The organism is Pseudoalteromonas sp. UG3-2 (genome assembly GCF_037120705.1).
Lineage (GTDB): Bacteria > Pseudomonadota > Gammaproteobacteria > Enterobacterales > Alteromonadaceae > Pseudoalteromonas.
Map to the genome: position 1 here is coordinate 1,682,249 of NZ_JAWLJU010000002.1, position 15,798 is coordinate 1,698,046.

Annotated in this window: 11 protein-coding genes; 5 read left to right on the top strand and 6 right to left on the bottom strand. The window is 46.3% G+C overall.

All coding sequences use genetic code 11. The features are described from left to right. Nucleotides 1–77: 77 nt before the first annotated feature. The 4 genes from R3P39_RS10805 to R3P39_RS10820 all read right to left on the bottom strand — a co-directional run bounded on the left by R3P39_RS10805 (nucleotide 78) and on the right by R3P39_RS10820 (nucleotide 4,828). A complete protein-coding gene (locus R3P39_RS10805) occupies nucleotides 78–845 on the bottom strand; it encodes a CsgG/HfaB family protein (RefSeq protein WP_336567460.1) in 768 nt (255 codons plus the stop codon). Continuing rightward, nucleotides 845–1,261: a curli assembly protein CsgF gene (locus R3P39_RS10810; RefSeq protein ID WP_336567461.1), complete on the bottom strand. Its 417-nt coding sequence runs from the start codon at nucleotides 1,259–1,261 to the stop codon at nucleotides 845–847. The genes R3P39_RS10805 and R3P39_RS10810 overlap by 1 nt, the downstream gene beginning before the upstream one ends. A gap of 2 nt (nucleotides 1,262–1,263) precedes the next feature. After that, nucleotides 1,264–1,665: a CsgE family curli-type amyloid fiber assembly protein gene (locus tag R3P39_RS10815; protein WP_336567462.1), complete on the bottom strand. Its 402-nt coding sequence runs from the start codon at nucleotides 1,663–1,665 to the stop codon at nucleotides 1,264–1,266. Between the two features lie 1,612 nt (nucleotides 1,666–3,277). Next, nucleotides 3,278–4,828, bottom strand: a complete 1,551-nt coding sequence (locus R3P39_RS10820) for a curlin (RefSeq protein WP_336567463.1) — start codon at nucleotides 4,826–4,828, stop codon at nucleotides 3,278–3,280. A gap of 620 nt (nucleotides 4,829–5,448) precedes the next feature. On the opposite strand from R3P39_RS10820, the gene R3P39_RS10825 reads away from it, so the two are divergent. The 4 genes from R3P39_RS10825 (at nucleotide 5,449) to galU (ending at nucleotide 11,889) form a co-directional block, all read left to right on the top strand. Then, entirely contained in the window at nucleotides 5,449–7,950 is a 2,502-nt protein-coding gene (locus R3P39_RS10825) for a S8 family serine peptidase (RefSeq protein WP_336567464.1), read from the top strand. Between the two features lie 523 nt (nucleotides 7,951–8,473). Further along, on the top strand, nucleotides 8,474–8,920 hold the full coding sequence (locus tag R3P39_RS10830; RefSeq protein ID WP_336567465.1) for an REP-associated tyrosine transposase: 447 nt from the start codon (nucleotides 8,474–8,476) through the stop codon (nucleotides 8,918–8,920). A gap of 628 nt (nucleotides 8,921–9,548) precedes the next feature. Continuing rightward, the gene (locus tag R3P39_RS10835) at nucleotides 9,549–10,916 is read left to right on the top strand and encodes an MBL fold metallo-hydrolase (RefSeq protein ID WP_336569293.1); all 1,368 of its coding nucleotides are present in this window, start codon (nucleotides 9,549–9,551) and stop codon (nucleotides 10,914–10,916) included. Between the two features lie 76 nt (nucleotides 10,917–10,992). Beyond that, a complete protein-coding gene (galU, locus tag R3P39_RS10840) occupies nucleotides 10,993–11,889 on the top strand; it encodes a UTP--glucose-1-phosphate uridylyltransferase GalU (RefSeq protein ID WP_336567466.1) in 897 nt (298 codons plus the stop codon). 1,362 nt (nucleotides 11,890–13,251) lie between these two features. Here galU and R3P39_RS10845 read toward each other — a convergent pair. Beyond that, the gene (locus R3P39_RS10845; RefSeq protein ID WP_336567468.1) at nucleotides 13,252–13,647 is read right to left on the bottom strand and encodes a VOC family protein; all 396 of its coding nucleotides are present in this window, start codon (nucleotides 13,645–13,647) and stop codon (nucleotides 13,252–13,254) included. A 19-nt stretch (nucleotides 13,648–13,666) separates the two neighbouring features. Between R3P39_RS10845 and R3P39_RS10850 the strand changes: the two genes are divergently transcribed. Continuing rightward, nucleotides 13,667–13,930, top strand: a complete 264-nt coding sequence (locus R3P39_RS10850) for a ribbon-helix-helix domain-containing protein (protein ID WP_336567469.1) — start codon at nucleotides 13,667–13,669, stop codon at nucleotides 13,928–13,930. 35 nt (nucleotides 13,931–13,965) lie between these two features. On the opposite strand, the gene R3P39_RS10855 is transcribed toward R3P39_RS10850, so the two are convergent. After that, nucleotides 13,966–14,643 carry a hypothetical protein gene (locus R3P39_RS10855; protein ID WP_336567470.1) on the bottom strand — a complete coding sequence of 226 codons (678 nt, stop codon included), beginning with the start codon at nucleotides 14,641–14,643 and terminating at the stop codon, nucleotides 13,966–13,968. Nucleotides 14,644–15,798: the final 1,155 nt, after the last annotated feature.

Sequence of the window (15,798 nt, forward strand, 5' to 3'; positions counted from 1 at the left end):
ATTTACTCCGCGACCCCAATAGACCCTGAATCAAGTTCAGGGTGACGAGTTATGTGGCAATGGACTTATTCCGCGAGCTATCCCGCTGCGGCCCAGATGCCTTTATCAATTCCCTGCTTCACCATTAAGGTTAAGGCTTTTTCAATGGCTTGAGTGACACAAATGTGCATGGGTTCGTTGTCACTATACCCGCCTTCGGCTTCAGCTAGGCGTTTATAGCTGACATAGCGAAATAGCCCCGCACGCACTTCCATTGAAAGCACTTTTTTGCTGCTGGCCACAGAAAGCAGCACTTGGCCGGTGCGGACATCCACGGCCCGCATATAGATAGAAATGACGTCTTCGCGATATAATTCAGAGGCGCCAATACCAAAGTACTCCATGCCTAAGCCACCGGTACGAACGTTGGAATCGTAACTAATAATGCCGCCTTCCAAAATGATTTTTGCTGTCATCAGCGGTGGTAAAGGAGCAGCCTGCTTATCCTCGACCGCAGCACGGATGATTTTTCGCTCGGTAAGCAGGTTTTGTAGCCCTTCGCGCTCAACTGGTAAAAACCAATCGGTTTCATGCAACGCTTGCATCAATATGGAGTTGGCGCCTTGGGTTACGGCCGTTGAAAAGGAGCTGACGTTTTCTTGTGGCTTATATTGCCCAGTTTGGTCGCGAAAAGAATAAACCGATACCGGGATCCGACCCTTTGGCATTGGCAGTGCTTTTAGCTCGGCAAAGGCCGGGGACGCTGCCAGCGCTACGGCTGTAGTTTGTTCGGGAGGTAAGACACGAGAAATACTGCTACAACCGCCAAGCACAAGTAACAATGCCGGCGACACTACACGCCACATCAAGAGAACCTCGGCACTTCAAGAATGGTCTCTTCACCGGAAATGGTATTGGTGATTTTTACTGTGATCGAATCGGGTGTACTGGTGATCACCTGAATTTGATAATCGCCGCTCATAAACATGGCATCTTGATTAAAGATACTATCTTCAACGTCATCGCCAAAGGCCATCCCTGTTATTTCTCTCACCATACGGTTTAAATAGGTTCGCTCTAACGATTCTTGGAATTTTTCACCATAGTTTTTTTCTATATTCGGCGCGCGGTGCTTATTTTGCGCTTGCGCCTTGCTTAACAGCATATTGGCATTAAGTGGGTTACCACCAAATGAGGGGTTAATGGGTTTGTACACAATTTCTGTTGCCGCCGCTGAAAAGCAGCTCAAGGCAATGAGGCTGCTGATTATTTTTGTTGTCATGGTTACCACCCGCTACTGGCTAAATCTTTGGAGCCTTGTTGATAGTGTTGTCTTGCCATGGCATCCATAATGGCAAATATGGCCGTTTCCACTCGCTCATCGACCGAGCTACCGCGCCTGCCCATGGCTGTGGCATAAACGGCTTTGTCGTTCATTACCACTTCTAATCGCGTTCCGGCTCTTGGCAACACCGTTTCTTTGATGGTGACGTTGACGCCAGCGGTGTCTGGCACATCACGCCACAGCTGTGAAAATTGAAAGTAAAACTGATGGCCAAAGCGACTGATGGACTGATCCATCACTAAGCCATCAATTTCGACTTCTTGCCTTGCCTGCAGCGCACCACTGCCAAGGCTTAGAACGGTTAAGAGTGCGAATAGTGTTATTTTATTGTTCTTGAGCACAGCTCTTTCCCTATTATTTAAAAATAATCGCGATATAAAATCGCTGCTACACCTAGCGTCATTCCGGACTTGATCCGGAATCCATATAAAACCATTGCATCGACATCGGTACCTTTTTATCGCGATGTTAAATCATGAAAACAATCGCGATATAAAATCGCTGCTACGGCATTGTGCGCGTGTTTTAAATACCGCAGCTATTAACCCAACCTGTACACACGGATTTATTCCGTGGACCTAATGGACCCTGAATCAAGTTCAGGGTGACGTATTTTGTAGCCGCGGATTTATTCCGCGAACTCAATGGACCCTGAATCAAATTCAGGGTGACGAGTTTTGTAGGCGCGGATTAATTCCGCGGACCCAATGGACCCTGAATCAAGTTCAGGGTGACGAATTATATAGCAGCGGATTAATTCCGCGGAAAGACCTCACCTAAAGCTCCCTTGTAGGACCGGCTTTACGCCGGGATCTTTTAGCGCGATATAAAATCGCGTCTACAACGTTCCCCTGTTGTGTTATAAAACCGCGCCTACATCAGGCGTCATTCCGGACTTGATCCGGAATCCATATAAAACCATTGCGCCGGCATCGATATCTTTTTATCGCGGACCCAATGGACCCTGAATCAAGTTCAGGGTGACGAATTATGTAGCAGCGGATTTATTCCGCGGACCCAATGGACCCTGAATCAAGTTCAGGGTGACGAATTATATAGCAGCGGATTAATTCCGCGGAAAGACCTCACCTAAAGCTCCCTTGTAGGACCGGCTTTACGCCGGGATCTTTTAGCGCGATATAAAATCGCGTCTACAACGTTCCCCTGTTGTGTTATAAAACCGCGCCTACATCAGGCGTCATTCCGGACTTGATCCGGAATCCATATAAAACCATTGCGCCGGCATCGATATCTTTTTATCGCGGACCCAATGGACCCTGAATCAAGTTCAGGGTGACGAATTATGTAGCAGCGGATTTATTCCGCGGTGATACCTCAGCCTAAAGCTCCCTTGTGGGACCGGCTTTATGCCGGGATCTTTTATCGCGATATAAAATCGCTGCTACGACATTGTGCGCGTGTATTAAACATCGCGGTCAACAAACCACCCAACCCGTACCCACGGGTTTACTCCGCGAACCCAGTGGACCCTGAATCAAGTTCAGGGTGACGAATTATGTAGCAGCGGATTTATTCCGCGGTGATACCTCAGCCTAAAGCTCCCTTGTGGGACCGGCTTTATGCCGGGATCTTTTATCGCGGTTTAAAATCATGAAAACCATCGCGATATAAAATCGCTGCTACGACATCGTGCATTTGTTTAGAGCACCAAAATCAATAACCTCTCCGGGCCCGTAGCAGCGGATTTATTCCGCGACCTCGTGACCACAACACATAACCATAAAAACAATCGCGATATAAAATCGCTGCTACGACATTGTGCGCGTGTCTTAAACATCGCGGTCAACAAACCAGCCAACCCGTAGGCGCGGATTTATTCCGCGAACCCAATGGACCCTGAATCAAGTTCAGGGTGACTAATTTTGTAGGCGCGGATTTATTTCGCGACCCCAATGGACCCTGAATAAAGTTCAGGGTCACGGTATGGGCTTTTTATTGTTGCGTGATGGTGGCTACGTTGTTGTCGCCTACTTGGGTAACGGTGATATTTTGGCCGCTGCTGGCGATGCCGCCTTGTACTAGGTTGCCGTTGCCGAGCTGGCTTACCGTTAGGCTGTTGTCGTCACCGTTAATAACAAAGGCGCCTTGGTCCATGCCGACCACAAAGTTATTGTCGCCACTTTGGGTGATGTCGAGCATATTGCGGCTGCCTTCGAGCATGATATCAATAGCATTAAACTCACCAGATTGCGCAATATCCACTTGGTTACTGCTGCTATCAAACACACTGCTCATGGTGACTGCTGCGCCATTGCCCATACCGTCTTGGGCAATATCAATTTGGTTGTCGTTGCTGGCAAGGCTGACATCAGGGTAAGAAGACTGCACCAGCACTTCGTTTTCACTGCCGCTTTGGGTGACATCCACATCGTTATTGTTGCCGTTAAAATTAGCGACATGAGCTTGGTTGTTATCGCCCAACTGCATGGCACTAAACTCATTGTTATTGCCAGCTACACCTAAATACACATCGTTATTGCCAGCTACACCTAAATACACATCGTTATTATTGCCATCTTGCAGTGCCATAAACTGGTTATCGTCACCGATGACATCCGCGGCGGCTTGGTTTTCGCTGCCATTTTGTTGTGCTACCACCTCGTTGTCGGCGCCTACCAGCATGTCTGAGGTAAAGCTGTTTAACGAGCCTTCTTGATCAATACTGAGCTCATTATCGCTGCCTGAAATCTCAAACACAGAAACCGTATTGTCTTCCCCTTCAGACTGCTCAATCGCCACTTCGATATTGTCGCCAATTAGAGTCTCAATTTGGATTTCGTTGTAGTCACCGCTTTGCCGCGTTTCAATTTCGTTATTGCTGCCCTCAATACTGACCAAGCCAAATTGGTTATAAAAGCCATTTTGGTCCAGCGCGATGTCGTTCATATCGCCTTGAACCGACTCCAGCGTTGCCTCATTCCAGGTACCCGATTGCGTTGCTGAAACCGTATTTTGGCTGCCTTGCATATCCAGATTATAAAACCAATGGCCACCAGCGCCTTGGGTCACTGTAATGTTATTTTGGTCGCCAGTGATTTTGTTAATGGCTTCGTTATTAATGCCTAATAAACCAGTGCCTGACTGCATCACATCAATGTTATTAGCATCACCGGTTAACTCTGTTGCTACGCCATTGACTTCGCCATCTTGAGTATAGGTTTGGGTGTTGTTGTTACCTGTGGTGGTGATAAATGCGGCGTTATCAGAACCGTTTTGGGTTGCCACAGTGGCGTTATTGTCACCGACGGTGGTGATCTCGGTTAAATTTGCCGTACCTAACTGCGTGGTTTCCAGTTCATTGCCACCTTGTTCGGCTGCGGTTTGCGAAATAGTAAGTTCGTTGCTTTCACCGGCGGCTCTTTCAGCTTGGGCAAGCACCGATGTCGACAGTGGCTTGTCTGCCTTATCTGCAGCCAGTGCTGCTGTAGAGTGTGTTAGTGCAATAGCGATAGCAGCACTTACGATTGATTTTGAAAACTTCACACTGTTCTCCTTAGAGATCTCTGTTTTATTTTTGTGTAAGTACAAAGTTTGATTAGAGTTGTTGCCGGACTCCACTGCACACAAATTTATACTTAATGTATGCCAGCCTCGCTGGCTGGCATTGAATTACTCACCATCCAAATGGTTACCAGAAGTTTACATTTGGCGTATTCGCTTACTGTTATTTTCTCTATCCGCTGCCAATATGCACAAACGAACTAAGTTATAACGATACGCCTTCAACCACTCTAAATTGGGAACAGGCGAAGATAAATTAGCAGTTTTTATGAAATAAAAACCCATTAAATTTCATATAAATAAAGTAACAAAAAAGAAAACCAGTAAATAAAAAAGCTTCACTGCCAAAAAAGCATGAGCAAACATGCATCAACCAGCACGCAATCACTGCCATAAAAAAGCACCAATTTAAGCGCATTTTATTTAGCCAAAACCACAAAAAAGAGGGATTTTATGTTTTAACTATTTTTTTACATTGCATATCCCAAAAACAGAGACTAGGTTTTTAAACGTTGCCAACCAAAACCACCATTCATACCAGAGCGTTAATTCAAGACTTGGCTAACCAAGCCGTTAGTCACAAAAAGTGAATAGGAATAACAATGAAATCAAAACTTTCGAAATTAAGCTTGGCGCTACTGCCAGCTCTAACCTTATCAGCACAAGCGGCAGTACAAATTGAAACCACCAAAACCATCGCAGATGACAGCATCTTAGTGGTATTTAAAGAAAACACTTCAGCAGCCCTGCGTGCCAACGCTCGCAACCTAGTAAAGGCCACCATGGCAGACCATAATGCCGATGGCATCGATGACAAATACCGCCATGTATTAAAAGGCCGATTGGCCAACTTTAAGCTCAATAATAACAACGCCAAAGAAGCCATTGCTAAGCTGGCCAAGCACCCTGCCGTTGAATACGTTGAGCCCGATTATCAAGTTCAAGCACTGGGCATTCCTGACGATAGCCGTTTTGATGAGCTATGGGGCTTAAACAACTCTGGACAAACTGGCGGTACGGCAGATGCCGATATTGACGCCCCCGAAGCGTGGGATATTACCGTGGGCTCTCGTGATGTGATTGTCGGCGTGATTGATACTGGGGTCGACTATACTCACCCAGACCTGGCCGCCAATGCATGGCAAAACCCAGGTGAAATTGCCGGCGATGGCATCGATAACGACGACAATGGCTACATTGATGATGTCTATGGTATTAATGCCATCACAGGTACGGGCGACCCAATGGACGACCAAGGCCATGGTACGCACGTATCGGGCACCATTGGCGCAACGGGTAACGATGCTCTGGGCGTGGCTGGGGTTAACCACGAAGTGTCGATCGTGGGCTGTAAGTTCTTAAGTGCTTCAGGCTCGGGGTCAACCTCAGATGCCATTGAATGTATTGACTACATGGTGGCGCTGAAAGACGCAGGCCATAATGTGCGCGTAACCAATAACAGCTGGGGTGGCGGCGGCTTTAGTCAAGCGCTGTCTGATGCCATTACGGCCAGTGAAAACGCCGATATTTTGTTTGTTGCAGCGGCCGGTAACAGTGCGGTTGATAACGACCAAAATCCACATTACCCATCAAGCTACGAGCAAGACAGCGTTCTGGCCATTGCCAGCACTACCCATACCGATGCCATGTCTTCTTTCTCGCAATGGGGTGTAACGTCTGTGGACATGGGCGCACCAGGTAGCGATATTTTATCCACGGTACCAGGTGGCGGCTATTCCAGCTACTCAGGAACATCGATGGCGACACCGCATGTGGCTGGTGCTGCAGCCTTGGTGCTGTCTATCAATCCAACACTTTCCGCCATTGAACTGAAAAACCTACTGATGCAAAGCGGTGACGATAACGCCGATTTAGCCGACAAAACCGTCTCTGGTAAACGCCTAAATGTGAATCAGGCGGTGATCGATGCCGATCCGGAGCCTGGCTTTAGAGTGTCGGCACGCCCTGGTGATCAAGAGATCACCGCAGGCGATACCGCAACGTACGAGTTTAGCTTTAGCTCAGTGGCCGATTGGCAAGGCAGCATTGACCTTAGCCTAACATCACCAATTGCTGGCGCTACGCTGTCGGCAGAAGTGGCGATGCCGGGTGACACAGTAACATTAACTGTGCCTACAACGGCAGAAACACAATGGGGCGATTACAGCTTTACCCTAGATACCACATCAGGTGAGCTAAGCGACCAAGAAACGGTATCGCTGTATGTATTGCCACAAGGACTGAACGAGTTCAGCTACCAAAACACTACTCCGGTTGAGATCCCAGACAACGATGCCACTGGTATCACTTCCACCATTACCGTGGCCGATAGCGTAACAGTGTTTGATAGCAATACCCTAGTTGATATCACCCACACTTACATCGGCGACTTGCTCATAACACTAACCTCACCGGCAGGCACAGTAGCAACACTGCACAATCGTCAAGGTGGCGGCGATGACAACTTGAATCAAACCTTTAACTCAGCGGCGTTTAACGGCGAAGTGGCAACGGGCGATTGGACCCTAACGGTGTCTGATAACGCCGGCATCGACACTGGTACACTAAACAGCTGGACGCTCAATCTAACTGGCCTGGGTGAAGTATTACCACAACCACCGCAAGCAGGCTTTAGCTACAGCGCAGATGGCTTAAACGTTAACTTTACTGACGACAGCCGTGACGCCAATGACGACATCGTCAGCTGGGAGTGGGACTTTGGTGATGGCAGCATCAGCACCGACACCAACCCTATGCACCAATTTGCCGCAGGCGGCGAATACAGCGTGTCACTCACCGTAACCGATAGCGAAGGTAACACTGACACCACCAGCCAAACCGTGGTGGTTAGCAGTGACAACATTGAGCTTGATGTGGTGCGCGCCAACAAATCACGCTTAGGCTTTATCCGCGTAGAGCTAGCATGGCAAGGCAGCAGCGCCGATGAAGTCACCATCTACCGCGATGGCCGCGCCCTAGATACCGTGAACAACAGCGGCAAATACCGCGACTTCGCACGGGACGTGAACGCCACCAGCATGACCTACCAAGTATGCCAAAGCGGCGACATCTGCTCTAACGAAGTGACCGTTAACTTCGAGTAAGTTTCCCCCAATACCACACCCCAAGCCCCGCAAGGGGCTTTTTTGTTGGTCGTAGCAAATAAATTCCGCAACGAAACCGAGCGCAACGACACCTCCAACCCCGTAGCAGCGGATTTATTCCGCGACCTCGTGACCACAACACATAACCATAAAGACAATCGCAATATAAAATCATGAAAACAATCGCTATATAAAATCTTAAAAACAATCGCTATATAAAATCGCTGCTACGACATGGTGCGCGCGTTTCAAACTCCTAGCCCAACAACACCTCCAACCCCGTAGCAGCGGATTTATTTCGCGACCTCGTGACCACAACACATAACCATAAAGACAATCGCAATATAAAATCATGAAAACAATCGCGATATAAAATCGCTGCTACGAGATTGTGCATGTGTTTAGATGCACCGAAATCAATAACCTCTCCGGGCTCGTAGCAGCGGATTTATTCCGCGACCTTTGCAAAAGTAACCAGCAATGACGATACTCTATAGGCCAATCATCGTTATAAGGATTTAACATGTTTAGATGCCAAAACCTGCGCAAATATCGCCACTCTGCGCGAAACCACTTTTATGCCATCACAATCAATTGCCGCAAACGAAAGAAGGTATTTACCTCATTTAAGCTATGCTCAATCTCGTGCCAAACTATTTTTCAGTGTAACAAAGAGGGGTTATTTAAACTGATTGCATTTGTAATTATGCCTGATCACATTCACCTTATAATTCAATTAAACGGCACCTTAGATTTGCCAGACAGTGTCAAAGCGACTAAAGGCCGAGTTGCATCCTGCTTGAGAGAATTCAGCCTCTTCAATATTTGGCAAAAAGGTTATTACGAACGACAAATTAGAGATGAAAGCGAATTGCGAGAGCAAGCCAGGTACATTATCAGAAACCCAATTAGAGCTGAGCTGATAACCAAGGTAGGTAATTATCCATATTGGTATTGTATATGGGTCTGATAAACCTGAAATTCATTGCAATATAAAATCATAAAAACAATCGCGATATAAAATCATAAAAACAATCGCGATATAAAATCGCTGCTACGACATCGTGCATATGTTTAGAGCTCCAAAATCAATAACCACTCCAACCCCGTAGCAGCGGACTTATTCCGCGACCTCCTGACCATAGCCACATAATCTAAAAACCACCACGATATGAAATCATGAAAACAATCGCGATATAAAATCGCTGCTACGACATGGTGCACGCGTTTCAAACTCCTAGCCCAACAACACCTCCAACCCCATAGCAGCGGATTTATTCCGCGACCTCCTGACCACAACACATAACCATAAAAACAATCGCGATATGAAATCGCTGCTACGAGATTGTGCATGTGTTTAGAGCACCGAAATCAATAACCTCTCCGGGCTCGTAGCAGCGGATTTATTCCGCGATCTCCTGACCACAACACATAACCATAAAAACAATCGCGATATGAAATCATGAAAATAATCGCGATATAAAATCGCTGCTACGAGATTGTGCATATGTTCTCAACACCGAGCCCCCGTAGCGGTTGCAAAATTCCCCATTAGCTTCCACAATTGGGCAAATACTCAACAAGGATGAACAATGGATATTGATATTTTACATCACGGGGCCACCTCTGGAGTAACGGGCTCGTGCCATGAGTTACGGCTGGATAATAACCACAGTGTGCTAATTGATTGCGGCTTATTTCAAGGCTCGGAGTCAGACACTGACTTAGCCATTGAGTTTGATATTAGCAAGGTCGTTGCCTTAATCGTTACTCATTGTCATATTGATCATGTGGGACGCATTCCCTATTTACTTGCCGAGGGCTTTAAACAACCTATTTACTGCTCCGAGGCCACGGCTAAGTTACTGCCTATGGTCATCGAAGACGCATTAAAGGTTGGCGTAACGCGCGATCAGCAGCTGATCGATACTTGCTTAAAACTACTCAAAATACTTATAAAACCAATTGATTTTAAAACCTGGTTTGAACTCCCAGTTAACAACGCAAGTAAACCGGTAAAAGCGAGGCTGCAAAGAGCTGGGCATATTCTTGGCTCTGCTTATGTAGAAGTTGAAATCGGCAAAAAGAACAATAATCACAGAGTGGTTTTTTCAGGTGATTTAGGCGCACCTTACACGCCCCTTTTGCCCTCGCCCAAAGCCCCCTATCGTGCCGATATCTTAGTAATCGAATCAACCTACGGAGATAAAAACCACGAGGGCCGGGCACACAGAGCAAAAACTTTAAAACGCGTAATAGAAAAAGCCACCGCCGACAACGGCGTGGTATTAATCCCCGCTTTTAGTATTGGCAGAACGCAAGAGCTACTGTATGAGCTTGAGCAAATTATTCACAATGCCCCTAAGCATTCAATGTGGCGAGAAATTGAAATCATTGTCGACTCTCCCATGGCCGCCAACTTCACTGAGTTTTATATTGACTTTAAAGCCCTGTGGGATAATGAAGCGAAAAAGAAGGTCGCGCAAGGACGCCACCCCCTCGACTTTTCCAGTGTTTATGCCATCGACTCTCACAGCACTCATATGGCCACTGTGAACTACCTTCGTAATCGCAATAAGCCCGCCATTGTTATTGCTGCCAGCGGCATGTGTAGCGGTGGTCGCATCGTAAACTATTTAGAAGCCTTTTTAGCTGACCCCACCGCCGATGTGATTTTTGTTGGCTACCAAAGCCAAGGTACCCTAGGCCGCGACATACAAACTTATGGCCCTAAGGGAGGTTATGTTTATATTGACCACCAGCGCATAAATATAAAAGCGCAAATACACACTATTAGCGGTTATTCTGCCCATGCCGATCAAAAAGGGTTGCTGAGGTTTGTCACTGGTATGAAGAAAAAACCAAAACAAATCAAATTAGTACATGGTGATACCAATGCTAAGCAAGCGTTAAAACAGCAATACCAAGCGCAATTGCCCGGCACAGAGGTAATAATAGCCACCTAACCTATGGTTGCAACTCATGGTTGAAGCGCTAAAATAGCAAAATAATTTTGGAAATCCACTACAATATGGACTTTTTATGAAAGCAGTTATTCCAGTTGCCGGCCTAGGCACACGTATGTTACCCATGACCAAAGCCATCCCGAAAGAGATGCTGCCATTGGTAGATAAACCACTTATTCAATATATTGTTAATGAATGCGTTGCCGCCGGTATTAAGGAAATTGTGCTGGTTACACACTCGTCGAAAAATGCCATTGAAAACCACTTTGATACCAGCTTTGAATTAGAAGCCACATTAGAAAAACGAGTAAAGCGTAAGCTGCTTGATGAAGTGCGCTCTATTTGTCCTGACGATGTCACTATTATGCATGTTCGCCAAGGTGAGGCAAAGGGCTTAGGTCATGCGGTGTTATGTGCCAAACCCATTGTTGGAGATGACGACTTTGTAGTGGTATTGCCGGATGTTATTTTAGATCAATATACTGCCGACCAAAGCAGCGAAAACCTTGCCGCTATGCTTAAGCGTTTTGAGCAGACCCAGGCCAGCCAAATTATGCTAGAGCCGGTGCCCACTCAAGATGTTTGTAAGTATGGCATTGCCGATATAAACGGCGTAACCCTAAAACCCGGTGAGAGCAGCGCGATTAAATCAATGGTAGAAAAACCAGCGGTTGAAGACGCTCCTTCAAACTTAGCCGTGGTAGGCCGTTATGTGCTGTCAAAAAACATTTGGGCGCTATTGCAAAAAACCCCTATTGGTGCCGGCGGCGAAATACAACTTACCGACGCCATTGACATGCTAATGGAAAAAGAAACTGTTGAAGCGTTCCACATGAGCGGTGTATCGCACGACTGTGGCGATAAATTAGGCTACCTAAAAGCCATTGTAGAATATGCCGCAAGGGATGAACAATTGGGCGAAGAATTTAGCCAGTTCTTAAAGCGCTTTCAACAACTCAGCGTAGCCTCGTAAACCCAACCCAATCGCGATGTGCCTGATTTCCACATCGCGATATAAAATCATAAAAGACAATCTCGATATAAAATCGCTGCTACGAGATTGTGCATATGTTTAGAGCATCGAAATCAATAACCTCTCCAACCCCGTAGCAGCGGATTTATTCCGCGACCTCGTGACCACAACACATAACCATAAACACAATCGCGATATAAAATCGCTGCTACGAGATTGTGCATTTGTTTAGAACACCGAAATCAATAACATCTCTGGGCCCGTAGCAGCGGATTCATTCCGCGACCTCGTGACCACAACACATAACCATAAACACAATCGCGATATAAAATCGCTGCTACGACATTGTGCATATGTTTAGAGCATCGAAATCAATAACCTCTCCAACCCCGTAGCAGCGGATTCATTCCGCGACCTCGTGACCACAACACATAACCATAAAGACAATCGCGATATAAAATCGCTGCTACGAGATTGTGCATATGTTTAGAGCATCGGGATCAATAACCACACCAAACCCGTAGCAGCGGATTCATTCCGCGACCTCGTGACCACAACACATAACCATAAAGACAATCGCGGTGTGAAATCGCGCCTACCCCCTTTCTGTGTGGGACCGGCTTTACGCCGGGATCTCCTTGCGCGATGTAAAACCATAAAAACAATCGCGATATAAAATCGCTGCTACGACATTGTGCATTTGTTTAGAACACCGAAATCAATAACCTCTCCGGGCCCCGTAGCAGCGGATTTATTCCGCGACCTCGTGACCACAACACATAACCATAAACACAATCGCGATGTGAAATCGCGCCTACCCCCTTTCTGTGTGGGACCGCCTTTATGCCGGGATCTCCTTGCGCGATGTAAAACCATAAAAACAATCGCGATATAAAATCGCTGCTACGACATTGTGCATTTGTTTAGAACACCGAAATCAATAACATCTCTGGGCCCGTAGCAGCGGATTCATTCCGCGACCTCGTGACCACAACACATAACCATAAACACAATCGCGATGTGAAATCGCGCCTACCCCCTTTCTGTGTGGGACCGGCTTTACGCCGGGATCTCCTTGCGCGATGTAAAACCATAAAAACAATCGCGATATAAAATCGCTGCTACGACATGGTGTGCGCGTTTCAAACTCCTAGCCCAACAACACCTCCAACCCCGTAGCAGCGGATTTATTCCGCGACCTCGTGACCACAACACATAACCATAAAGACAATCGCGATATAAAATCGCTGCTACGAGATTGTGCATATGTTTAGAGCATCGGAATCAATAACCACACCAAACCCGTAGCCGCGGATTTATTCCGCGACCTCAAATTAAATATGCTGAGGTCATACCAAAATATCAACCATATACGGCGGAACGTTCGATCACTTCAATTTCATACCCGTCAGGATCTTGGATAAAAAAGAACTTAGCCACTAGCTCATCACCGTTATAAAAAGACTTTATCTCTCGGGGCTGGTAACCAAGCTCTGCGGCTTGCTGATGTAACGGTTTAAGGTCGTCGGCGGCAAACGCCAGATGGCCGTAGCCGTTGCCAAGATCGTATGTTTGATCGCCCTTGTGGTTCCAAGTGAGCTCAAGCTCAAAGCTGGTCTCATCATTAGCTAAATAAATGAGCGAGAAATCATTGAAGTCGACGCGCCTTTTTACTCTAAGAGCAAACACATCGTGATAGAATTGAATAGAGCGATCGGCGTCTTTCACGCGGATCATACTATGGATCATTTTAGCCATTATTTCCTCTGGAGACTTTATGTGTGAACTCTACTCATCTACCGAGCCTAGTCGTTATGACATCAATAAACGCTCTATACGCATTCAAGGAGCAGTGACTAGCTTGGCACTCGAAAATGAAATATGGCAAACTCTCGAAACCATCGCCGATTCTGAGCAATTAAGTGTTGCAGAATTTATTTCAACGCTTTATCAAGAAGTAATTGAGCGCCACGGTAAAGTAAATAACTTGGCATCAATGCTTAGAGTTACGTGTTTAACTTACTTGAGGAATTATAAATAATAAAAGTCGCCATGAGGTAGTAACGCATTACTACATTAATGCCTTGCCATAAAACGCTGCCACGTGGCATTTGGGTTGACCACACGAATAGGCGAGATAATCTGCTTTAACAGACCGTGCGGAGGCTGTGGTACTTCATATCCTTCCTGTTTAAGGCCCATTAAATACATAAAGCTAGCTTTGCTTCCATGCTGTATTGCTGAGATCCGAACCTGCTGTTCAAAATTAAGGCGCAAACTGCTAATTGCGGTTTTTAACCCTTGTTGATCAATATTTGGCAAACCTGTTTTTTGTAAATACCCCTGCCGTTCTCCTTCTCCAGAGAACCATATTCTCACTTTTTCACTGTAGCGGCCGGTTTTCGCGGGCAAATCGAACATTAAACGCTGCTGCCCTTGCTGTTTTATCATTGCCAAATAAGGCTCTAAGCCTGCCTGCCACAAAGCCGGATGGATTGGCACGTAACGTGGTTGGATTTTTCCGTGTGTTTGAAAGTGAAATAAGTGCACATGTTCTTTATGATGGATATCATCTAGGGTAAGCGACCCCACCTCATCGCTATAAGCGCCGGTGTAGTAACACAACAGCGGCAGCCAAAAGTGCCAATGTTTGGGCTGTTCTCGCTTAAGCTTTTCATCGCCGTAAATATAACCATTAAATAGAGTATGAAGCTCCATGGCTGTAAATGCCCTGCGTCCTAAATGAGTTTTCATACAAAAATTAATGTCTTATATCGATTCATAAAAGTTAAGTTTAGCGTTTTTTTACATTCTCTGGAAGCAATTGCATCATAACAATAATGTTATGAGCGTGAGTTTATTCCTCAAGGCTAGGTGTACATTATAAAAATAGTCGAGATGTAAAATCGCGCCTACACCAGGCCGTCATTCCGGACTTGATCCGGAATCTATGTAAATCATTGCGATATAAAACCATAAAAACAATCGCGATGTGAAATCGCTGCTACGTCATCGTGCATGTATCGAAAGCACCAACCATAACACCACCACCCTCGTAGCAGCGGATTCATTCCGCGACCTCGTGTCCACAGCGCATAACCATAAAGAAAAACGCGATGTAAAATCATGGTAATAATCGCGATATAAAACCATAAAAACAATCGCGATATAAAATCGCTGCTACGACACTGTGCATGTGTTTAGAACATCGAAATTAATAACCACACCGGGCCCGTAGCAGCGGATTCATTCCGCGACCTAATGACCACATCACATAACCATAAAAGCAATCGCGATATAAAATCGCTGCTACGAGATTGTGCATATGTTTAGAGCACCTAAATCAATGACCACACCGGGCCCGTAGCAGCGGATTTATTCCGCGACCGCGTGACCACAACACATAACCATAAAAACAATCGCGATATGAAATCGCGCCTACCATAGCTCGTCGATCCGGATTTGATCCGTAGCCCAGTAAAACAATCGCGATATAAAATCGCTGCTACGAGATTGTGCATATGTTTAGAGCACCTAAATCAATAACCTCTCCGAGCTCGTAGCAGCGGATTTATTCCGCGGACCCAATGGACCCTGAATCAAGTTCAGGGTGACGGTGTGGTTCAGGGTGACGAGTTTTGTGGGACCGGCTTTATGCCGGGATCTCTTTGCGCGATATAAAATCGCGCCTACACCAGGCCGTCATTCCGGGCTTGATCCGGAATCCATGTAAACAATCGCGATGTGAAACCATGAAAACAATCGCGATGTGAAATCGCTGCTACCATAGCTCGTCGCTCCGGACTTGATCCGGAGTCTATGGTTACCTTGTCACTGCCCTTTCAGATGGACCCTGAATCAAGTTCAGGGTGACGAGTTTTGTGGGACCGGCTTTACGTCGGGATCTTT